The following is a 21,315-nucleotide window of genomic DNA, read 5'->3' as shown; positions in this document are numbered from 1 at the left end:
TGGTGGCCGGCGGCTTGTCTTGGTCTTGTCCGGCCGGTGGTCGCCTTCCGTTTTCCCATGCCGGCGGCGCCGGCCGGGATCACGCCTTGACCCGCGCGTTGGCGGGATCGTGCAGCGGCGCGTCGTGCCGCGCCGCGGTGTAGCGCTCTGTGAATGCCTCGATTTCCACGCTGTCGGCCTGCATCGCCGAGACGGGCAGATAGCCCATCGCGATGGTGCGGCCGACGGTGAAGCCGAAGTTGGCGCTGGTGGTGAGTCCGACGGCCTCGCCGTTCACGCGGATGGGCTCGCCGCCGTAGAGCGGCACGTTGCCGTCGATGCTGAAGACCGCGAGCCTGTGGTCCGTGCCCTCGGTCTTCTGGCGCTCCAGCACGGCGCGGCCGAGGTAGTCGCCCTTGGTGCGCAGGGCGACGCGCGAGCCCAGGCCGGCCTCGACGGGCGTGGTGTCCGGGCTGACGTCGGCGCTCCAGTACACGTAGCCCTTTTCCAGGCGCAGGCTGTCGATCGCCTTGTAGCCCACGTCGCGGATGCCGTGGCGCGCGCCGGCCTCGGCCAACTGCGTGTAGACGTGCTCGGCGTAGGGGGTGGCGATGTGCAGCTCCCAGCCGAGTTCGCCGGTGTAGCCCACGCGCAGGGCCAGCACGGGCGCGCCGCCGATGTGGATGCGCCGGGCCGTGGCGAAGGGGAAGGCGTCGGCGCCGACGTCCGTTTCGGTGACGGCGGCGAGCACGTCCCGCGCGTGGGGGCCGCAGACGTTGAGCACGGCGTAGCCGTCCGTGACCTCGCGCGTTTCCACGCTGCCGTCGCGCGGCAGGTTGGCGCGGATCCAGTCGAAGTCGTGCTCGCCGAAGCCCGCCCCGGTGACGATGTAGAAGTGCTGCTCGCCCAGGCGCGTGATCGTCAGGTCGGCTTCCACGCCGCCGCGCGCGTTGCAGAGCTGGGTGTAGACGACGCTGCCGACGGGCTTGTCCATGTTGGACACGGCGAGGTGCTGCATCGCCGCCAGTGCGCCCTCGCCCCACAGCTCCATCTTGGCGAAGGAGGTCTGGTCCAGCAGGCCGACGGCGGTGCGCACGGCCAGCGCTTCCTCGCGCGCGGCCGGGAACCAGTTCGTTTCCTCGCGCTCGAACGCCAGCTTCTCGTCGCGCGGGCCGGCCGGGACGGTGAACCAGTTGGGCCGCTCCCAGCCCATCTTCTGCCCGAAGACCGCGCCCTTGGCGTCGAGGACGTGGTGCAGCGGGCTGAGCCGCAGGTTGCGCGCGACCTCGCTCTCCGTGCCCGGATAGCTCAGGGTGTAGTGGCTGGCGTAGTGCTCCACCGCCCGCGGGAAGAGGACGTGGCGGGTGTTGTGGATGGGGTGGAAGCGCCGCACGTCCAGCGACCAGAGATCGCGCGCGGGTGCGCCTTCGACGATCCACTCCGCCATGGCCTCGCCGGCGCCGCCCGCCGCCGCGATGCCGTAGAGGAAGCCTGTGGCGGCATAGAAGTTGTCGAACCCGGCGGCCTTGCCCATGACGAAATCGCCGTCGGCGGATTCCGGGATGGGCCCGTTGATGACCTGGCGGATGCCGACCTCGCCGACGACGGGCGTGATCTCCGCCGCCTTTTCCGCGAGCTGGCTGAAGCGGTCCAGGTTGCCGGGCAGCAGCGTGCGCGCGAAGTCCGCGGGCACGCCGTCCTCGCCAAAGGGCACGGTGTCCGGCTCGTAGCCGCCGATCGCCAGGCCGCCGACCTCGGGCTTGTAGTACACCAGCCGGTCCGGATCGCGCATCGTCGGCATCTCGCGCGGCAGATCCGGGATCGGGTCGGTGACGACGTACTGGTGCTCCACGGAGCAGGCGGGCACGCACGCGCCGGCGAGCTGGCCGAGTTCACGCCCCCACATGCCGGCCGCGTTCACGAGGACATTGCACGTATAGGTGCCGTGGTCCGTAACGACCTCGTCGACGCGACGGTTGACGGTATTGACCGCTTCCACGCGCACGCCCTCGCGGATCGTGGCGCCGTTGTGCCGGGCGGCGCGCGCCAGGGCCTGGGTGATGCTGTTGGGATCGGCGTAGCCGTCGCCGGGAATGTAGGCGGCGGCTTCCACGCCCTCGGTGGTCATGGCCGGGAAGAGGCGCTGGGCCTCCTCGGCGCCGATGAGCTCGACGTCGACGCCGAAACTCCGCGCGGTCGTGACCAGCCGCTTGATTTCCTTGAGGCGTTCAGGCGATGAGGCGAGGCGCAGGCTGCCGGCCTTCTTCCAGTCGACGTAGAGGCCGCTTTCCTCACCCAGCCAGTCGTAAAGCTCCACGCTGCGCTGGATCATGCGCGTGGCGTTGCGCGTGCCGCGCACCTGCCCGATCAGCCCGGCGGCGTGCCAGGTCGCCCCCTCGGTGAGCCCCGCCTTTTCGAGCACGACGACATCGCGCTTGCCGGCGCGCGTGAGGTTGTAGGCGATCGAACACCCGACGATGCCCCCGCCAACAATCACGACGTCCGCGTGGTTTTTCGCCGCCACGGAACCTCCCTCTTTTGCGGCTTCTTGTCGGCCAATCTGTGGAAACCCTCACAGACAACCCGCAGATACGCAAGAGGTTTCGCCGTGTTTTTGCGGCTTTTCGTTTCCTTTTGTGGCTTTTTGCTGCGCAGGTGCCACTTCGTGCCGGCGCATGGCCTTGGCACCGCCAAGATCCCCAAACGTCCGTGCGCCGCGGGCTTTGCCCGGAATGCCCACGGCGCGGCGGATCGCGGCCAGCGCCACCGCCCCGACCTGCGCGGTCGTTTAACATACCACAATCGGTGCGGACGCATGCCCACACCGCGGCATTTCACGGATTTTCGGGATGGATTCGCGCGGCCGCGAACCGGTCAGCTGGGCTCGTGCGCCTCGGGCTCGCCGGCGTGAACGAGTCGGCAGTTTTCGAACCTGCTCAGGTAGTTGGCGAAGACGTGCGGCGGCGGGCGATTCGTGATGATGAGGTGCACGTCCTCCAGCCCGCAGACGCGGATCGGCGCCTGCCGCCCGAACTTCGTGTGGTCCGCCACCACGATCACGGAATCTGCACGCGCCATGATCGCCTGGGCGAACTCCGCCTCCTCCATGCTGAAGTCGAGGATGCCGTCGTCCACGGCGATGGCGCCGACCGAGAGGATGGCCTTGCGCACGCGGAACTGCTCGACGAAGCGCACCGCGGAGCGGCCGAACACGGCGCCATCGTCGGGGCGCAGGTGGCCGCCGCACAGGTAGACTTGGTTGTTGCCGCCCGTGCCCAGGGTGCGTGCGATCTCCGTGTTGTTGGTGATGGCGAGGAGGTCGTTGATCCCCTCCAGCGCGTGCGCGACGTAGAGGTTGGTGCTGCCGCTGTCCAGCATCAGCGAATCGCCGGCCGCGACGTGGCTGGGGATGAGGTTGGCGATCGCCTGCTTTTCCTCCGCCTGTTGGCGCATGCGCTCGCGGAAGGCGGGCTCCTGCAGGGCCTCGTAGAAATCGGGCAGCACGGCGCCGCCGTGCACCGTCCGCAGCAGCCCCTCGCGTTCCAGCACCTTGATGTCGCGGCGCACCGTTTCGCGCGACACCCCCAGCTCGTCCGCGACGTCCGCGACCGAGCAATTCCCGGTGCGCCGCAACTGGGTCAGGATGGCGTTGTGCCGTTCCGAGCTGTGCGGTCGCCGCCGCGTCATGCCCGCCTCCGCGCGCAGGTTTTCAAACATCGCAACAAAAATGGACGTTAAAGCGGCACTTCCCAAGAGAAAGCTGCACCGGATCCGCCACACACTGAAATCGGGCAGTTTGCCGCGACCGCACCAGCCGGCCCCACCAGCCTGCACATACACGTGCAGCGCTTTTCGCGACACCTCTTCTCACTCGCTGCCCGAATCTTTGCCGGTTTATGTGTTTTTCTGTGTGTTTTTGGGGTTCCTGTGTTGACGTGCTTGGCATCTCGTGCCTAACCGTGTTGGCGGACGAGCCGATCGCAATCGGCCCCGCCAGCGGGAGGTGACGATGTCCGAGGGTGCCCACGCGGCCGCGCAGCGCGTGCGCGACCTGCCGATCTGGTCCGGCAACGTCGAGCCGGAAGCGCTCAGCGGCGGCATCACCAACCTGAATTACCGGGTGCGCGACGCCAGCGGGGCGTACTTCGTCCGCGTCGGCGACGACATCCCCATCCACCTCATCCAGCGCAGGCAGGAACACGCGGCCACGCGCGCCGCCCACGCGGCGGGCCTGGCGCCGGAGGTGGTGCACACCGGGGACGGCATCCTGGTCCTGCGCTTCGTCGAGGGCCGCACGCTCGACGAAGCCGACGTGCGCGATCCCAGGACCCTGCGCCGCCTCGTCCCGGCGCTGCGGCGCTGCCACCACGAGATCCCGAAGCACCTTCGCGGCCCCGCGCTGATGTTCTGGGTGTTCCACGCCATCCGGCACTACGCCGGGGAGTTGCAGGACCGCGCCAGCCCCTACACCGACCGCCTGCCCGAGCTGCTGGACAAGGCGCGCGAGCTGGAAAACGCGATCGGCCGCATCGAGGTGGTCTTCGGCCACAACGACCTGCTGCCCGCCAACTTCATCGACGACGGCGAGCGCATCTGGCTGATCGACTACGACTACGCCGGCTTCAATTCGCCGCTCTTCGACCTGGGCGGCCTCGCCTCCAACGCCGAGATGCCGGCCGAGCTCGAGGACGACCTGCTCACGCAGTACTACGGCGAGCAGCCCGACACACAGCTCAAGCGCCGCTTCAACGCCATGAAGTGCGCCTCTCTGCTCCGCGAGAGCATGTGGAGCATGACCTCCGAGCTGATTTCCGAGCTCGATTTCGATTTCGCGGCCTACACGCAGGAAAACCTCGATCGCCTGGAACGCGCCTGGGACGTCTACGCGCGCACCTGAGCGATCGGCCCGTGCACACCGGAGTTTTGCCAGCATGAGCACGCTTCCCGACCAGGCCCGCACGGTCATCATCGGCGGCGGCATCGTCGGCTGCAGCACGGCCTATCACCTGGCCAAGGAAGGCGAGACGGACGTCGTCGTGCTGGAGCGCGGCAAGCTGACCTGTGGCAGCACCTTCCACGCCGCCGGGCTCGTGGGCCAACTGCGCTCCAACGCCAACATCACGCGCCTGCTTAAATACAGCGTCGAGCTGTACGAGCGCCTGGAAGCCGAAACCGGCCTCAATTCCGGCTGGAGCCGCGTGGGCGGGCTGCGCCTGGCGTGCAACCGCGAGCGCCTGACCGAGCTCAAACGCGGCGTCACCACGGCGCGCAGCTTCGGCGTCGAGGTGCAGATGCTCTCGGCGGCGGAGGCGCAGAAGCTGTGGCCCATGATGGCCACGGACGGCGTCATGGGCGCGGCCTTCTTCCCGAACGATGGGCACGCCCAGCCCTCCGACCTGACGCAGGCGCTGGCCAAGGGCGCGCGCCAGCAGGGCGCGCGCATCCTCGAGGACACGCCGGTTAAGCAGATTCACACCGACGGCGCGGGCCACGTGACCGGCGTGGAAACCGAGCACGGCACGATCCGCTGCGAGCGCCTGGTGCTGTGCACCGGCCAGTGGACGCGCGAGATCGGCCGCGGCATCGGCATCGACGTGCCGCTGCACCCCATGCAGCACCAGTACATGGTCACCGAGGCCGTCGAGGGCATCGAGCGCGGCATCCCCACGCTGCGCGACCCCGACGGGCTGGTCTACTTCAAGGAGGAAGTCGGCGGCCTGGTCATGGGCGGCTACGAACGTTCGCCCCTGCCCTGGGCCACCGACGGCATCCCGCCGAACTTCCAGTTCTCCCTGCTCGACCCCGACTACGAGCAGTTCGAGCCGCTCATCGAAAGCGGCATGGAACGGGTGCCCGCGCTGCAGAACGCGGGCGTGCGCCAACTCATCAACGGGCCGGAATCCTTCACGCCGGACGGCAACTTCATCCTCGGCCCCGCGCCGGAGATGCACAACGTCTACGTCGGTGCCGGCTTCAACGCCTACGGCATCGCCGCCGGCGGCGGCGCGGGCTGGGCGCTGGCGGCCTGGATCGCGGGCGGCGAGCAGCCCATGGACCTCGGCCCCGTGGACATCCGGCGCTTCGGGCCGCCGCACCGCTCCGAGCCCTGGCTGCGCCGGCGCACGGTCGAGGAGACGGGCAAGCACTACACCATTTCCTGGCCCGGCGAGGAGCACGAGTCCGCGCGGCCCGCGCGCGTCTCCCCCGTCTACGAGCGCCTGCGCGACGCCGGCGCTTGCTTCGGCGAGAAGATGGGCTGGGAGCGCGCCAACTGGTTCGCCACCGACGGCGAGGCGGCCGAGGACCGCTACACCTTCGGCTGGCCCAACTGGGCCGACGCCGTGGCGCGCGAGCACACGGCCTGCCGCGAGGGCGTGGCGCTGTTCGACCAGTCCTCCTTTTCCAAGTTCGTCGTCTCCGGCCCGGACGCGGCGGACGCGATGGCCTGGATCTGCGCCAACAAGGTCGCCAAGGGGCCGGGCGCGGTCACCTACACCCAGATGCTCAACCCGCGCGGCGGCATCGAGTGCGACCTCACGGTGTCCCAGATCGCGGACGACCGCTTCTACGTCGTCACGGGCACGGGCGCGATCACGCACGACTTCGACTGGATCAAGCGTTCCATCCCGGCGGGCTGGGACGCGCGCATCGACGACGTGACCTCCGCCTACGGCGTGCTTTCCCTCATGGGGCCGTCGGCGCGCGACGTCCTGCAACAGGTCACCGACGATCCCGTGGACGGTGAGAGCTTCCCCTTCAGCACCTGGCGCACGCTGCAGATCGGCGGCGCGCGGGTGTGCGCCCTGCGCGTCACCTACGTCGGGGAGCTGGGCTGGGAGCTGCACATCCCCATGGAGAACGTCCTTCCGGTTTTCGATGCGCTCCAGGCCGCGGGCGAGCCCCACGGCCTGACGCTCGCCGGCTACCGCGCCATCGAGAGCATGCGCCTGGAAAAGGGCTTCCGCGCCTGGGGCAGCGACGTCACGCCCGACGAAACGCCGCTGGAAGCGGGCCTGCGCTTCGCCGTGAAGCTGAAAAGCAACACCGACTTCCAGGGCCGCGCGGCCATCGAGCGCCAGCAGCGGGAGGGCATCCGCAAGCGCTTCGCCATCTTCACCGTCGACGACCCCTCGGTGGTGCTGCACGGGCGCGAGACGATCTACCGCGACGGCGAGCCCGTCGGCTACCTCACCAGCGCGGGCTACGGCCACACGATCGGCGCCCCCATCGGCTTCGGCTACGTCCACAACGACGCGGGCGTCGACCTCGAATACCTGCGCGCCGGCACCTACGAGCTGGAAGTCGCCATGGACCGCGTGCCCTGCACGCTCCACACGCGCCCGCTCTATGACCCCGAGTTCGCCCGCGTGAAATCGTGACCCCGCCCGCCAAGGACCGCGACCCATGCTCACGACCCTGACCTTCGACCTCTGGGACACCCTGGTCACCGACGATTCCGACGAGCCCAAGCGCGCCGCGCGCGGGCTGGGCTCCAAGCGCGACACGCGGCGGCAACTGGTGCACGACGCCCTGGCCGCCGAGGGCTGGACGGTCGAGCGCGGCGAGATCGACCGCGCCTACGACGTCGCCGACGCCGCGTTCCAGCACTGCTGGAAGGGCTATTCCGTCACCTGGCCGCTGGACGAGCGCCTGCGCGTGCTCCTGCGCGGGATGGGCGCCTCGCTCGCCCCGGCGGCCTTCGACCGCCTGCTGCACGAAACGGCACGCATGGAGGTGGAAATCCCGCCGGACCCGCTGCCCGGCGTGCACGCCGCGCTGGACGAGCTGGCGGCGCACTACAAGCTGGCGATCGCCTCCGACGCCATCTTCACGCCCGGCGCGCAGCTTCGCGAGATGCTGGCCCGGCACGGGCTGGACCGCTACTTCAGCACCTTCGCCTTCTCGGACGAGATCGGCCGCTCCAAGCCGCACGCCGCGATGTTCGACCACATCGCCGAGGCCACGGGCAGCGACTTCCCCGGCATGCTCCACGTCGGCGACCGCCAGCACAACGACGTTGCGGGGCCGCAGCAGCTGGGCATGAAGGCGGTGCTCTTCGTCGGCGCGCGCAGCAAGGACCGCCCGGGCACCACCGCCGACGCCATCTGCGAAAACCTGAGCGAGCTGCCCGGCATCGTGCGCGCTCTGGATGCCGCCCCGGTGACGGAGTGACGCCGCCATGACCCGCGAGAAAGCCCACATCCTCGTCGTCGACGCCTACGCCAAGGAAGGCCGCGACGATCTCGTCGCCGGAGGCGCGCACGCGGCCGGCGACCTCTACGCCCAGATGCTGGAGCGCCTGGGCCGCGGCCGGGTGGCCTGCGAGATCCACTACCCGGCGGAGAACGGCCTGAACCTGCCCCACGGCCGGGCGCTGACGGACTACGACGGCGTCGCCTGGACCGGCTCCAGCCTCACCATCTACCACGACGACGACCGCGTGACGCCGCAGATCGAGCTGTCGCGGCAGGCGTACGCGGCCGGCGTGCCGCAGTTCGGCAGCTGCTGGGCCGTCCACGTCGCCGTCATGGCCGCCGGCGGGCGCGTCGCCGCCCATCCCGAGGGCCGCGAAATGGGCGTGGCGCGCAAGCTCGCGCTCACCGAGGCCGGTCAGGGCCATCCCATGTTCGTCGGCAAGCCGGCGGTGTTCGACGGCTTCATCAGCCACGACGACGAGGTCACCCACTTGCCGGCCAACGCGGTCTGCCTGACGCGCGGGCGCTACTGCGCCATCCAGGCCGTCTCGGTGCGCCAGGGGCCGGGCACCTTCTGGGCGGTGCAGTACCACCCGGAATACGACCTCATGGAGATGGCGCGGCTGATGTACTGCCGCATCGGCAAGCTCGTCCGGCGCGGCTTTTTCGCCGACGAGGCGGCCGCGCTCGCGCACATCGACAAGCTGGAGCGCCTGCACGCGCACCCTGGCCGCACGGACCTGGCGTGGCAGCTCGGCATCGACGCCGACCTGCTGGACCCCGACGTGCGCGAGCTCGAGGTCAAGGCCTGGCTCGACCACAAGATTCTTTAGCACCCCCCGACATCGGAGGCCCCATGAAATCGGAGATCACCTGCGTCTCCCCGATCGACGGGGAGGTGTACGCAAGCCGCACGCCGGCCACGCCGGAAGCGGTCGACGCCGCGCTCGACCGCGCCCGCGCGGCGCAGAAAGCGTGGCGGCGCGTGCCGCTGGAGCGGCGCTGTGCGGTGCTCGCGGAAGCCGTCGACCGCTTCGTCGCCGAGCGCGAGCAGGTCGGCGAGGAGATCACCCGCCAGATGGGCCGGCCCATCGCCGCCTCGCCGAAGGAGGCGGACATCATGGCCGAGCGCGCCCGCTACATGCTCCAGATCGCGCCGCAGACGCTGGCCGACGCCGACGTCAGCCACGCGCCCGGCGCCAGGCAGGTCATCCGCCGCGAACCCGTGGGCGTGGCGCTGGTCGTGGTGCCTTGGAACTACCCCTACATGACGGCGGTGAACAGCGTCTGGCCGGCGCTGGCGGCGGGCAACGCCGTGCTGCACAAGCCGGCGGCGCAGACGCCGCTCTCCGCCGAGCGCTTCCAGCGCGTCCTGCGCGAAGCCGGCGTGCCGGAAGGGCTGTTCCAGCCCCTGCACATGGACCGCGCCACCACCAGCCGCACGATCGCGGACCGGCGCGTGGACTTCGTCGCCTTCACCGGCTCGGTCGGCGGCGGCGAGGCCGTGCAGAACGCCGCGGACGGCAACTTCCCCGGCATGGGCCTGGAGCTGGGCGGCAAGGACCCGGGCTACGTGCGCGCCGACGCCGACATCGCCAAGGCCGTGGACGACACCGTGGACGGCGCCTTCTTCAACAGCGGGCAGTCCTGCTGCGGCCTGGAGCGGCTCTACGTTCACGCCGACGTCTACGACGACTTCGTCGCCCGCTTCGTCGAGGAAGTGCGCAGCTTCCGGCTGGGCAACCCGCTCGACCCCAACACCTCCCTCGGCCCCATGGTGCGCGCGGGCGCGGCGGACTTCGTGCGCGGCCAGATCGACGCCGCCGTGACGGCGGGCGCGACCGCCCACATCGACCCCGCCGATTTCCCGGCGGCGCAGGCGGGCACGCCCTACCTCGCGCCGCAGGTGCTCACCGACGTCGATCACGGCATGGACGTGATGACGGAGGAGTCCTTCGGCCCGGTCGTGGGGATCATGAAGGTCCGCGACGACAACGAGGCGGTGGAGCTGATGAACGACAGCAAATTCGGCCTCACCGCCGCGATCTGGACGCGCGACACCGACGCCGCCGAGCGCCTGGGCGACCGGCTGGAGACGGGCACCGTCTACGCCAACAAGTGCGACTACCTGGACCCGGCGCTGGCCTGGGTGGGCGTCAAGCAGACCGGCAAGGGCTGCACGCTGTCCCGCTTCGGCTACGACCAGCTGACGCGGCCCAAGTCGTTCAACCTGCACACCGCCTAGGGCATGATGAGGTCGGACAGAAACAGTCCGGGCTCTCAATCATGCCCGCAAACCAGAAAGATAGAGTGCGATGAGGCTCGTAGACTGACTCTGCGTCGTGTCATCGCACTCTCACACGCGGCGACGAGGAGCCCCGACCCCCGATGAGCGAGCTGACCGCGACCTGGAGCTTCCCCACCACCATCCGCTTCGGCCCCGGCCGCCGGCGGGAGCTGCCCGAGGCCTGCCGCACCGCCGGCATGACCAATCCCCTGGTGATCACGGACGCCGGCCTGGCCGACCACGCCATCGTCCGCGACACCCTGGACACCCTGCGCGGCAGCGGCCTGGGCGCCGACATCTTCGCCGACGTGAAGGGCAACCCCACGAGCGAGAACGTCGACGCCGGGGTGCGGGCCCTGCGCGCCGGCGGCCACGACGGCGTGGTCGCCATCGGCGGCGGCAGCGCCATGGACGCCGGCAAGGCCATCGCCTTCATGACTGCGCAGACGCTGGGGATGGAAACCTTCGAGGACATCGGCGACAACTGGAAACAAGCGACGCGCGAGGGCATCCTGCCCTCGGTGGCCATCCCCACGACCGCTGGCACCGGCTCGGAAGTGGGCCGCGCCTCGGTCATCCACGTCGCCGCCGTGGACCGGAAGGTCGTCGTCTTCCACCCCGAGATCCTGCCCAAGCAGGTGATCGCGGATCCCGAGCTGACCACCGGCCTGCCGCCGTGGGTGACGGCCGCCACGGGCATGGACGCCCTCGCGCACTGCCTGGAAGCCTTCTGCGCCCCGACCTTTCACCCCATGGCCGAGGGCATCGCCGTCGAGGGCGCGCGGCGCATCCACCGCTCGCTGGTGCGCGCCCACACCGACGGCCAGGACATCCAGGCCCGCGCCGACATGCTGGCGGCCGCGATGATGGGCTGCGTCGCCTTCCAGCGCGGACTGGGGGCGATCCACGCCATCAGCCACCCCGTGGGCTCGCTGTACGACACCCACCACGGCCTGACGAACGCGGTCGTGATGCCCTACGTGCTCGCCTTCAACCGCGAGGCCGTGCGCGACCGCCTGGCCCGCCTCGCCGGCTACCTGGAACTGCCCGAAGCCTCCGCCCAGGCCGTCGAGCAGTGGATCATGGAGCTGCGGCGCACGCTCGACGTGCCCGCGACGCTGGGCGATCTCGGTGTCGACACCGGGCGCCTGGACGAGATGGCGGCGCTCGGCGTTGCCGACCCGACGGCGGGCGGCAACCCCACGCCGCTGACGCAGGCGGGCCTGCGCTCCCTGCTGGAGCATGCGGTCACCGGCCGCATGCCCGCCTGACGGTCTCCGCCTGTCCTGACGCTCCCGCTCGGGCCTCCACCATCCCGGTGGAGGCCCCTTTTTATGCGCGGCTGAGCGGGGGCGTTGGCCTCACGCGTTTTGAACGGGCATGGTGTTCGCTGCCGGAACCGGTGCCGGAACGGGGAGACACCATGACCGCGACCTTCATGCACCCGCGCATCCTGCAGCTCGGCGGCGGCGCCATCGACACGATCGGCGACACCCTGGCGAAGACGGGCGTGCGCCATCCGTTGATCGTCACCGATCCGGAAATGGCCCGCCTCCCCGCTTTCGAACGGCTGACGGGCGCGCTGGACGCCGCCGGGGTCAGCTACGGGACCTTCACCGGCGTCGTGCCCGACCCCACCACGACGGCCGTGGACGCGGGCGTCGCCGCCTACCGCGACGGCGGCCACGACGGCATGATCGGCTTCGGCGGCGGCAGCTCGCTCGATACCGCCAAGGCCATCGGGATCCTGCTGGGCGGCGGCGGCCAGATGCGCGACTGGAAGGTGCCGGCCGCGCCCGACGTCGAGGTTCCGCCCTTGATCGCCGTGCCGACCACCGCCGGCACGGGCTCGGAAGTCACCAAGGTCACGGTGATCACCGACGTCGAGACCGACGAAAAAATGCTCATCATGGGCCTGAGCGCGGTGCCCGCGGCGGCGATCGTCGACTACACCCTGACGCTCGGGAAGCCCTTCCGCCTCACCGCCGACACCGGGCTGGACAGCCTGACCCACGGCATCGAGGCCTACGTCAGCCGCAAGGCCAACCCGCACACAGACACCTTCGCGCTCAGCGCCATGCGGGTGATTTCCGCCAACATCCGCCGCGCCTGCTTCCACGGCGACGACCACGATGCGCGCGAGGCCATGATGCTGGGCGCGATGCACGGCGGCATGGCGTTCGCCAACGCCTCGGTCTGCCTCGTCCACGGCATGAGCCGGCCCATCGGGGCGTTCTTCCACGTCCCGCACGGCATGTCGAACGCCATGCTGCTGCCGGAGATCACGGCGTTTTCCGTGGAGGCCGCGCCCGAACGCTACGCCACCTGCGCCCGCACGATGGGCGTTACCGCGCCCGACAGCGACGACGCCACGGCCTGCGACGACCTGATCGCGGCGCTGCGCCAGCTCAACCGCGACCTGGAGGTGCCCACGCCCAAGAGCTACGGCATCGACCCCGAGCGCTACCAGGCCGTGAAGGAGACGATGGCGGAGCAGGCGCTCGCCAGCGGCAGTCCCGGCAACAATCCGCGCCAGCCCAGCAAAGCCGAAATCATGGACCTCTACGACCGCGTTTGGGCCTGAGCCGACCGTGGACCTAGCGAAGCTCCACGGTCACGGTCTCGCCGCCGTGGCCGTGGACGCTGTCGCGCGCCCGGATGGTGACGGTGTCGACGCCCTCCGGGATCTCCACGCCGGACAGCGAGCGCGTGAAGGGCTGCTCGTTGGTGTGGGGATGATGCAGCGTGCGCGTGGCCAGCACCGTGCCGTCGGGCGCCAGCACCTGCCACCGGTCGGCGTAGTGGTCCCACCCCGCGTCGGCGTGGCGGACGGTCGCGGAAAAACGCCAGGTGCCGTCGCCGCGCTGTTCGGCCGCCGCGTTCACCACGTCGGCCTCACCCGCGACGGCCGGGCCGGCGGTTGCCACGGTGATCGCCGCGACGGTGCTCGCCAGCAGCAGGCGATGGAGGCGCGAAACGGGCATGGCTCCCCCTTCGTGGCCACGTCGGCCGTGCTCAATGGCTGCGGCCCCCGGTCGAGGATGGCCCGTTTCCACCTTCCCCGTCATCTCCGTCGCGGAGCAAGGGGGCGGAACAGCCTTGCATGATCTCGACCATGCAGTTCGCCCCCAAGCCGCAGCAGCACGGGCAGGCCTCGCGCACCATTTCGCGCACATCTTCCGACAAACTCAGGAGCTTGGCGCACGTAAAGGTCGGTCCCATGGCTCGGGCGGATCCGTCCGTCATGCGGTTCGCGCCTCCGCGCGTTTCAAGTGGCCACGTGCGCCGGGTACTCGGCGCGATAGCAACTGAGGTGGCCCCCATTCGCCGCCCCTGCACACCTGACCGCCGCGAGGCCCGGGCGTCGCGCGGGTTTGCGACGGAGGTCGCTGAATGATCTCGTGATATTAACAGTTGGGACGGCAGGCGTGTTCCCTGCGCCACGCGCGCATCCGGGGGAACCCGCATGCCCGACGGTGTGTTGGTGCTTCACGGGAACGCGTGTCGGGAAAGCATCGCCATGGACCTCATCCGCATCATTCTCGCCATCCTGCTGCCACCGGTCGGGGTGTTCCTCCAGGTCGGCATCGGCCCGCACTTCTGGCTGAACATCCTGCTCACGATCCTGGGCTACATTCCCGGCATTGTGCATGCCGTCTGGGTGATCGCCAGCCGCTGACGCGCGGGCTCACACGAGCGGCTCGCCGCGCTCATGCAGGCGCTCGAAGTGCACGATCAGCGAGCCCACGCGGTCGACGAGCATGCCGCCCGCGCCGACGATGAAGAGCCACACCCCGGCCAGTTTCAGGCTCTCCCACAGAAAGAAGACCGAGCCCACGAAAAAGCAGAGGTGGCCCAGAATGCCGGTCCCGCGGTGAATCCATTCGTATTCCCGCAGGAACGTGCAGAAGGCCCGCCACCCGGCGCGTTCCGCCAGACGCGCCGCCAGCGCGCATGCGAACGCAATCACGTCGGCCGTGCGCCATGCCATCTCGAACCCCGCCGCTCGCGGTCGCTGGATGGAGGGAACACCCGCACGCGGGCCGCTGTTCCGCGGCCGGCACGGGCCGCCGCCAGCCGCACGGCGAGCCCGCTGCGAACCGGCGGCGGGAACTCGGGGCCGGTCTCGGGTGTTGCATTCAGGTGACCGTTTGCGGATGGGAGGATGTGACCATGCGATCGAAGCCGCTGATCGTTCTTACGATCGTCGCCGCGCCGGCCGGCGCCGTGAGCGCGTGCAACACGTCCGAGGGGCTCGGTCAGGATGTCGAAAACACGGGCGAGGCGCTCGAGGAAGAAGCCGAGGATTGAACGGAACGGCGGCCGGTGGCGCCCGCACCGGGCACCGCCGGCCGCTGCTCGCGTCCGCCGTGTCCGGCGCGTCACCGCGCCGAGACCGGCCGGGTCAGTCGTCGTCGTCCTCGTGCACTTCCTTGCCGACGATGTAGCCCGCGCCGGCGCCGGCCGCGCCCGACAGCACCTCGCGCGTCGAGCAGGCCGACACGAGCGCACCCGTCATCAGGACGACGCATACCAAGGCGCCGAGCCGCTTCATGATTGCCTCCTGTCGCGTTCGCGTCATCGGGAGGAACACCGCGGCGGGCCGCCTTGTTCCGCACCCGCGCGGCGGCCGGGTCGTGCTCAGCCGGGTCCGCGCGGCATCGCCACCTGCCCGCTGGCGGCGGCCTCGTGCGCCCCGTAGGTCTTCAGGCGCTGAGTCAGCTCGCCGCGCGCCCGGGCGATGCGCGAGCGCACGGTCCCCACCGGCACGTTCAGGCGGGCGCCGGCTTCTTCGTAGGACCAGCCCTCGACGACGACGAGGGTGAGGATCTCGCGATGCGGCGCGGACAGGGTGTCGAGGGCGCGAGCGACCTCGCACATCTCGGTGTAGCCGTCCTGCGGGGCATGGCACCAGCGCAGGGTCGCGGCGTCGTCGTCCACCACCGCCTCTTTGCGCTGGCTGCTGCGCACCGAATTGCGGAAGAGGTTGCGCAGCATGGCGAACATCCAGGCGCGCAGGTTGGTACCGGTGCGGAAGAGCGCGCGCTTTTCGATGGCCCGGGCCAGGCAATCCTGAACCAGATCGTCCGCCTGCGCCGGGTCGCGGGTGAGCGAGAGGGCGTAACGCCGGAGGTGAGGGATTTCGGGAACCAACATATCCTTGTTCAAAGGCATGGCGACGCTCCTTTGGTCGAGCCGGCGACCAGCCGTCAGGAACGGACATGCGAAATAGCGGAGAAAATTTCATCCCGCGAAAGAACCGGCCACGCAAATGTCACGACACGATGAACAGTGCTTTCGTGTTCTTTTTAAAGACAAAGAACGGTGAAACGACTTTCTCCATTGGAAGAATGACCCGACGGGACACCTTCATTGGAACCGCGCCTCCTGCACGTGCATCGGGGCGGCGCCACCCCCAGCGCGAACCGAAGGTCGGTGCGCCATGACTGAACCGCCGACGGACGACGAGCTTCAGGATCTCCTCGACGGGCGGCTGCGCGGCCCGCGCCTGCTGGCGGTGCTCGCCCATCTGCGCGACCACCCGGATCTGGCCGAGCACGTTCAGGAGCTGCGGCGCACGGATGCGGCCCTGCGTGAGCTCGCCCGGCCAGCAGACCGCGGTGGTCAGCGGCGGCTGCGGGGCGGCCGGGTCGCACGCGCGCTGATCCCGGCCGCGGGCCTTGTGGCGGCCGTCCTGCTGGCGGTCTGGTGGCTGGCGGGCGCCCCCTGGCCCGATGTCACGGCCTCGACTCAGCGCGCGAGTGTCGCGGGGCTGGCCGACCGGGCGACCACGGCGCACCATCACCTGGCGCGCGTGGGCCGACCGGGTGTCGACTTCCGAGCCGACGCCGTGGACGCCTTCTGGACCTGGAGCGCTCAGGCGTTCGGAACCGGCATCATGCCGCCGGACCTGTCGGATCTCGGCTACACCTTTGCGGGCGCCCGCGTTCTCCCCACCCACGGCCAACCGGCCAGCGTTCTGGCCTATGAGCGGCCGGACGGGCTCATGATTACCGTCTACTGCTGGACTCCGGTTGCCCCCGCCGGCCAGGGCCTGACCCACGTGCGACGCAACGGCTACCACGTGGGCGTGGGCCAGGAGCCGCACCTTGGCGTCGCCGTCGTGGCGCCGCGGCGCGTCGACGACTTCGCCGCGATCGCCGCGACGGTGCTCCGGGCGCTCGACACCGCCGACCCCGGCGCGCGCTGGCCGACCGCGAGCGGGCCCTGATGCGGGCCGCACCCCACCCGAGCATGGAACCTGGCCGCCTGCGGCCGTGTTGTTTGGCGCGATAGCCACGCACACGGCCCCACCGCGGGAGGATCGGCCATGCCGCATTCGTCACGAGCCGTCACCGCTTGCCGGCTTTTTGCCGGCATCGCCGCCTGCGCCGGCCTGCTGATCTCGGCCCCTGTGCCGCCGGTCGACGGCCAGACGGCCCGCGCCACCGCCGAGCCGCAGCCGCCGGCCGTCCACATGCCGGCAGCTCCGGGCATCGGCTTTCTGGCAAGCGGCGCCGCGAGCAGCATGAGCGCGACCACCCTCATCGGGGCGGACGTCGTGGGCTCGGCCGGTCGCTCGCTGGGCACGGTCGCCGACGTTATCTTCCAATCCAACGGCCGGCCGGAGAGCCTGGTCGTCGCGACGGGCGGCTTTCTCGGGATTGGCGAAAAACACGCCGTTGTCCCGTGGACGCCCGAACGGATGCGGATGCAGGGCCCCTACCTCGTCACCAACTTGGCGCGCGCCCATCTGCGGGCGGCACCGGACGCGGAGCGGCCCTGACGCCTGCCCGCACGCCAGTCCCGTGGGCGCCTCTTAAACGATGAAAACCCGGATTTGAGTGGACTCACATAATCATCCGTGTGGACCTGTCCAAATAGATTGCTCCTACGGACCGATGAGTGTAACGATATTGAGTGATCGTCGCTGATCGACGGACCCGAACCGACGACTTGGGGAAACGCAAGGGGTGACGCAGCTTATCGGCGACTGGCTCTCGACGGAGGATTTCATGCCCCACGGCATGTGCTTTCTTTGGGAGCCCGAAATTCTATGGCTGCACGCGGTTTCCGACGCGCTGACGGGGATCGCCTATTACGGCATTCCCGTCGTGCTCGTCGTCTTCGCATCGAAGCGGCGCGATCTGGCGTTTCGCTACCTCTTCATTTTGACGGGTCTGTTCGTGCTCGCCTGCGGCAGCACGCACTTCATGGGCGTGTGGGTGCTGTGGAACCCGGACTACGCCGTGGAGGGCCTGGTGAAGGCGGGCACGGCCGTGGTGTCGCTGCTGAGCCTCGCGGCGATGTGGCAGGCGATGCCCCACGCGCTTGCGATGCCGAGCCCCGCGGAGTTGCGCGCGGCGAACACCGAACTGGAAGCGGAGGTTACTCGCCGCCGACAGGCGGAAGAGGAGCTTGCGGCCCTCAACCGAAACCTGGAGATGCGGGTCGACGAACGCACAACGGAGCTGCGCAAGGCCAACGACCAACTGCGCCAGCAAGTCGCCCGCGAAAAGCTGCTGGTTCAGGAAATTCACCACCGGGTGAAGAACAACCTGCAAATCATGAGCAGTATCCTGCGGCTGCAGGAGGACCAGGCGGATGCGGATCTGGCGCCGCACCTGGCCACGGCACAGCGCCGCATCCTGGCCATGTCGAAGATCCACGAGCACCTGCACGTATCCGACGACACCTATTCGATCGATATCGGCGACACCATCAAAGACACGGCAGAAAATATTCAATCGATCTACGACGAGGACGGGAAAATCGATATGGAAACGGATATCCAACCCTGCACGATCGGGCTGGACTGCGCCAATCCGCTCGTCCTGATCGCGAACGAAGCCATCACCAACGCCTTCGTTCACGCCTTCCCGGACGAAACCGGCGGCAGCATCCGCGTGGACCTCCACCAAACCGCGGACGGCGTCGTCGAATTCAGCGTCGCCGACACCGGGGTCGGGATCGACCCGGACCGGCCGCGCAGGAAGACCGCCTCGATCGGCTCGATGATGATCGATGCGCTGGCGCGCCAGATCGGCGCATCGCACGAGGTCGCCTCGGACCACGGAACCCGGCTCACGGTCCGTTTTTCGCCCGAAACGACCCCTTGAACCTGATTGCAGCCCTCTATGGAGGCACCATGCAAACCGCCATTTCGACCGCCCCGGCCAGCACCGCCACGACCGGCGAAAGCCGGCCCCGCCCCGGGTACGGCGGGCCCGCGCATCACGGCACCACACGCGTTCTGGTCGTCGAGGACGAGCGCCTGACGGCGCTGGACCTGGCCACGCGCGTCAAGCGCATGGGCTATACCGTCATCGACCGGATCGCGGAAACGGCGGCGGAAGCGGTCTCGCTGACACGGGAGACGCGCCCCGACGTGGTGCTGATGGACGTGCGCCTGAAGGGCGAGGGAGACGGCATCGAGGCTGCAAGGACGATCGAGCGCCTGCCGAGCGCGCCCGGGCTCGTCTACGTCACGGCCTACAGCAATGCCGATACCGTCGCCCAGTTGCGCGCCACAGCCTGCGTTGGGTGGTGCGTCAAGCCGGTGGATACGGGCAAGCTGGAAACCCTGCTAAGCCGGGCCGTGCGGCACCGCGGCACGGCGTTCACCAATCTGGAGCGCCGCATCGCCGGCCTGGCGGTGGCCGGGCTGAGCGTCCAGCAGATCGCCCTGGCGACGGACCTGGGGAAGGACGAGGTCCTGAACCTGCTTCCGAACCTGCTGCGGCACCTGCGCGCGCAGCTGGGCGACCGCGACACGCAGGGCTGAAGAGCCCGCGGCGCCGCACAAGGCAGCGCCGCGGTCCATGGTTTCACCACAGCCGGGCTGGGCCGAGGCTTATTCCGCCGCGCCCGACTCCTCCTTCGACCTGCCCTCGCCGGTCCCGGCTTCGCCGCCGGCGGGCGCGGCCTCGTAGGCGGGGGCGTCCTGGATGTCCTGCTGGCTCAGCCCGGTCTGGAGCTTGTTCTCCGCCACCGACATCGACGCCGAGTCCCAGCGCACGCCGACCTGCTTCTCGCCGATGCCGAGAAAGCCGCCGGACGAGATCACGACACCGTTCAGCGTGCCGTCCTGCTGGAGCAGGATGTCCGTCACGGTGCCGAGGGAATCGCCGTTGCTGGCGACGACCTCCATGCCGACCAGCTGCTCGCCGCTCAGCACATCGCCCTGCGCGCTCTCAAGGAACTGACCGCCGCCGGCACCGGCCGCACTGCCGGCGTCAGCCTCGCCGGTTGCCGATGCACCGCTCTCGCCGCCGGTGGTCTCACCTTCCGTGGCGCCCGTCTCGTCCGCGGAACCCTTGTCCTGCTCGGTCTCAGAGGCCTCGCTGACGCTCTGACCATTGCCGGTTTCCTCAGCGGCCGCGGTCTCCGCCGAGGTGCCGCTGTTCGCGCTGGCGACCGTATAGAACGGCGTTACCAGAACCGCGGCCATCGTGCTGGCCAGCAGCAGTTCCTTGGTCCGCGAGGCCCAGTCCCACGTCTTCGCGACATGCATGGATCCATCCTCCTTTGCCGTCGTCATGACCATTTGCCATGCATGCCAGGAACGCGCGGTGATCGGCTTCGGTTCCTCTATACGGAAGAGTCAGGCGTCGTGCATGCCGACGGCCGCGAAAGACCGGGCGCCGGATCGACACGATTTTGCACCGATTGACGCAGCCGAGGCCGAACACCGGCGAAGAACGGGAACCGGGACGGCACGTGGTGGGCCCGCCAGGATTCGAACCTGGGACAGCGCCGTTATGAGCGGCGAGTTCTGACCGCTGAACTACGGGCCCGCCCGATGGGCTGCGTGCCGCGGGATCGACGGCGGGTCAGTCACGACGACCCAACCCACGGTAGCAGCGCGGATATAACAGGGCGGACAACGCCCTGTCACGCGCTCGCAAGAACGTGCGCGCTTCGTGGGCGACAGGGCGCCGCGGGTGCGGTAGATTTGTGTGAAAAGGTCGCGACGAACGCGGCCGTCATCGGGTCGGTGTCCGGCGCCAGCCGGGGGCGAGCAAGACCTGGAGGACGCGGCCATGAGCACCGAGAACGCCGCCCGCGCAGCCCCGGCCGCAGCGGAGCGGCCGGCCGTGCGCAAGCTGTCCATCGCCGATCTGCGCGATGCCCTCACGCGCGGGGTCAACGACTTCAACGCGCGGCCCACGCACATCCCCTTCCTGTGCGTGATCTACCCCATCGTCGCCCTCATCGCCGGGCGCGCCTACGCCGGCTACGACTTCCTGCCGCTCATTTTCCCGATCATCGCGGGCTTCGCGCTTCTCGGGCCGGTCGTGGCGATCGGGCTGTACGAGCTGAGCTATCGCCACGAACGCAACGAGGCCATGACCTGGCGCGACGCGCTGTCGGTGGTGCATTCGCCGGCGATCCGCTCGATCGTCATCCTGGCCGCGATCCTGTTGGCGATCTTCCTGATCTGGCTGGCCGTGGCGTGGGCGATCTACGCCCTCACCCTGGGCGTTGCACCACCGGAATCGCTGGGCGCCTTCGTGAACGCAGTTTTCACCACCCCCGCCGGCTGGACGCTGATCGGCGTGGGCAACCTCGTCGGGCTGGTCTTCGCCGTCGGCGTGCTGACGATCAGCGTGGTCTCCTTCCCCATGCTGCTGGACCGCAACCCGGGCGTGGGCGCGGCCGTCGCCACCTCGGTGCGCGTCGTGCTGGCGAACCCCGTGCCGATGGCGGTGTGGGGGTTGATCGTGGTGGCCTCGCTGATCGGCGGCGCCATCCCCGCCCTCATCGGCCTGGCGGTGGCGATGCCCGTGCTGGGCCACGCCACCTGGCACCTCTACCGGAAGGCGGTGGCGTAGCGCGCCGCCTTCGCCCGGC

The 21,315-nt window shown here is 69.6% G+C and carries 22 protein-coding genes and 1 tRNA gene; 14 read left to right on the top strand and 9 right to left on the bottom strand.

The genetic code is table 11. The features are described from left to right. Positions 1-79: 79 nt before the first annotated feature. The 3 genes from BLQ43_RS01335 to BLQ43_RS01330 all read right to left on the bottom strand — a co-directional run bounded on the left by BLQ43_RS01335 (position 80) and on the right by BLQ43_RS01330 (position 3,666). Entirely contained in the window at positions 80-2,503 is a 2,424-nt protein-coding gene (locus BLQ43_RS01335; RefSeq protein WP_090018311.1) for a GcvT family protein, read from the bottom strand. Positions 2,504-2,551: 48 nt separating this feature from the next. Next, the gene (locus tag BLQ43_RS14210) at positions 2,552-2,746 is read right to left on the bottom strand and encodes a hypothetical protein (protein ID WP_143006115.1); all 195 of its coding nucleotides are present in this window, start codon (positions 2,744-2,746) and stop codon (positions 2,552-2,554) included. 107 nt (positions 2,747-2,853) lie between these two features. Further along, entirely contained in the window at positions 2,854-3,666 is an 813-nt protein-coding gene (locus BLQ43_RS01330) for a DeoR/GlpR family DNA-binding transcription regulator (RefSeq protein ID WP_176758461.1), read from the bottom strand. A gap of 322 nt (positions 3,667-3,988) precedes the next feature. Between BLQ43_RS01330 and BLQ43_RS01325 the strand changes: the two genes are divergently transcribed. From BLQ43_RS01325 to BLQ43_RS01295, 7 genes are all read left to right on the top strand, one after another. After that, the gene (locus BLQ43_RS01325) at positions 3,989-4,876 is read left to right on the top strand and encodes a phosphotransferase (RefSeq protein ID WP_090018309.1); all 888 of its coding nucleotides are present in this window, start codon (positions 3,989-3,991) and stop codon (positions 4,874-4,876) included. Positions 4,877-4,910: 34 nt separating this feature from the next. Beyond that, positions 4,911-7,358 carry a GcvT family protein gene (locus tag BLQ43_RS01320; protein ID WP_090018308.1) on the top strand — a complete coding sequence of 816 codons (2,448 nt, stop codon included), beginning with the start codon at positions 4,911-4,913 and terminating at the stop codon, positions 7,356-7,358. Positions 7,359-7,383: 25 nt separating this feature from the next. Then, positions 7,384-8,151 carry an HAD family hydrolase gene (locus tag BLQ43_RS01315; RefSeq protein ID WP_143006114.1) on the top strand — a complete coding sequence of 256 codons (768 nt, stop codon included), beginning with the start codon at positions 7,384-7,386 and terminating at the stop codon, positions 8,149-8,151. 7 nt (positions 8,152-8,158) lie between these two features. Next, complete coding sequence (locus tag BLQ43_RS01310) at positions 8,159-9,007, top strand: type 1 glutamine amidotransferase (RefSeq protein ID WP_090018307.1); 849 nt, start codon at positions 8,159-8,161, stop codon at positions 9,005-9,007. Positions 9,008-9,030: 23 nt separating this feature from the next. Next, complete coding sequence (locus tag BLQ43_RS01305) at positions 9,031-10,419, top strand: aldehyde dehydrogenase family protein (RefSeq protein ID WP_090018306.1); 1,389 nt, start codon at positions 9,031-9,033, stop codon at positions 10,417-10,419. A 143-nt stretch (positions 10,420-10,562) separates the two neighbouring features. Beyond that, positions 10,563-11,732, top strand: a complete 1,170-nt coding sequence (locus BLQ43_RS01300) for an iron-containing alcohol dehydrogenase (RefSeq protein ID WP_090018305.1) — start codon at positions 10,563-10,565, stop codon at positions 11,730-11,732. A 152-nt stretch (positions 11,733-11,884) separates the two neighbouring features. Further along, positions 11,885-13,045: an iron-containing alcohol dehydrogenase gene (locus tag BLQ43_RS01295; protein ID WP_090018304.1), complete on the top strand. Its 1,161-nt coding sequence runs from the start codon at positions 11,885-11,887 to the stop codon at positions 13,043-13,045. A gap of 13 nt (positions 13,046-13,058) precedes the next feature. On the opposite strand, the gene BLQ43_RS01290 is transcribed toward BLQ43_RS01295, so the two are convergent. After that, positions 13,059-13,445, bottom strand: coding sequence for a hypothetical protein (locus BLQ43_RS01290; protein ID WP_218119081.1), 387 nt, complete (start codon positions 13,443-13,445; stop codon positions 13,059-13,061). Between the two features lie 482 nt (positions 13,446-13,927). Between BLQ43_RS01290 and BLQ43_RS01285 the strand changes: the two genes are divergently transcribed. After that, on the top strand, positions 13,928-14,140 hold the full coding sequence (locus tag BLQ43_RS01285; RefSeq protein ID WP_437123463.1) for a YqaE/Pmp3 family membrane protein: 213 nt from the start codon (positions 13,928-13,930) through the stop codon (positions 14,138-14,140). Positions 14,141-14,149: 9 nt separating this feature from the next. Here BLQ43_RS01285 and BLQ43_RS01280 read toward each other — a convergent pair whose 3' ends face one another. Continuing rightward, a complete protein-coding gene (locus tag BLQ43_RS01280) occupies positions 14,150-14,452 on the bottom strand; it encodes a YrhK family protein (protein WP_090018303.1) in 303 nt (100 codons plus the stop codon). 182 nt (positions 14,453-14,634) lie between these two features. Here BLQ43_RS01280 and BLQ43_RS14205 point away from each other — a divergent pair, with 182 nt between their 5' ends. After that, a complete protein-coding gene (locus tag BLQ43_RS14205; protein ID WP_143006113.1) occupies positions 14,635-14,772 on the top strand; it encodes an entericidin A/B family lipoprotein in 138 nt (45 codons plus the stop codon). Positions 14,773-14,866: 94 nt separating this feature from the next. Here BLQ43_RS14205 and BLQ43_RS14510 read toward each other — a convergent pair whose 3' ends face one another. Then, entirely contained in the window at positions 14,867-15,016 is a 150-nt protein-coding gene (locus BLQ43_RS14510) for a hypothetical protein (protein WP_176758460.1), read from the bottom strand. A gap of 86 nt (positions 15,017-15,102) precedes the next feature. Beyond that, positions 15,103-15,636, bottom strand: coding sequence for an RNA polymerase sigma factor (locus BLQ43_RS01275; protein WP_090018302.1), 534 nt, complete (start codon positions 15,634-15,636; stop codon positions 15,103-15,105). 268 nt (positions 15,637-15,904) lie between these two features. On the opposite strand from BLQ43_RS01275, the gene BLQ43_RS01270 reads away from it, so the two are divergent. The 4 genes from BLQ43_RS01270 (at position 15,905) to BLQ43_RS01255 (ending at position 19,246) form a co-directional block, all read left to right on the top strand. Beyond that, on the top strand, positions 15,905-16,693 hold the full coding sequence (locus BLQ43_RS01270; RefSeq protein ID WP_090018301.1) for an anti-sigma factor family protein: 789 nt from the start codon (positions 15,905-15,907) through the stop codon (positions 16,691-16,693). Between the two features lie 99 nt (positions 16,694-16,792). Next, positions 16,793-17,248: a PRC-barrel domain-containing protein gene (locus BLQ43_RS01265; RefSeq protein ID WP_143006112.1), complete on the top strand. Its 456-nt coding sequence runs from the start codon at positions 16,793-16,795 to the stop codon at positions 17,246-17,248. A 187-nt stretch (positions 17,249-17,435) separates the two neighbouring features. Continuing rightward, complete coding sequence (locus BLQ43_RS01260; RefSeq protein WP_090018300.1) at positions 17,436-18,581, top strand: sensor histidine kinase; 1,146 nt, start codon at positions 17,436-17,438, stop codon at positions 18,579-18,581. Positions 18,582-18,610: 29 nt separating this feature from the next. After that, the gene (locus BLQ43_RS01255) at positions 18,611-19,246 is read left to right on the top strand and encodes a response regulator (RefSeq protein WP_090018299.1); all 636 of its coding nucleotides are present in this window, start codon (positions 18,611-18,613) and stop codon (positions 19,244-19,246) included. Between the two features lie 69 nt (positions 19,247-19,315). Here BLQ43_RS01255 and BLQ43_RS01250 read toward each other — a convergent pair whose 3' ends face one another. Together BLQ43_RS01250 and BLQ43_RS01245 are read right to left on the bottom strand one after the other, a co-directional pair. Continuing rightward, complete coding sequence (locus BLQ43_RS01250; protein ID WP_176758459.1) at positions 19,316-19,975, bottom strand: PRC-barrel domain-containing protein; 660 nt, start codon at positions 19,973-19,975, stop codon at positions 19,316-19,318. Positions 19,976-20,182: 207 nt separating this feature from the next. After that, a tRNA-Ile gene (locus tag BLQ43_RS01245) sits at positions 20,183-20,258 on the bottom strand. A 246-nt stretch (positions 20,259-20,504) separates the two neighbouring features. Here BLQ43_RS01245 and BLQ43_RS01240 point away from each other — a divergent pair. Then, on the top strand, positions 20,505-21,296 hold the full coding sequence (locus BLQ43_RS01240) for a DUF2189 domain-containing protein (protein ID WP_090018297.1): 792 nt from the start codon (positions 20,505-20,507) through the stop codon (positions 21,294-21,296). Positions 21,297-21,315: the final 19 nt, after the last annotated feature.

Source organism: Limimonas halophila, from assembly GCF_900100655.1.
Taxonomy (GTDB): domain Bacteria; phylum Pseudomonadota; class Alphaproteobacteria; order Kiloniellales; family Rhodovibrionaceae; genus Limimonas; species Limimonas halophila.
This window is presented reverse-complemented; position numbering and strand designations above follow the sequence as displayed.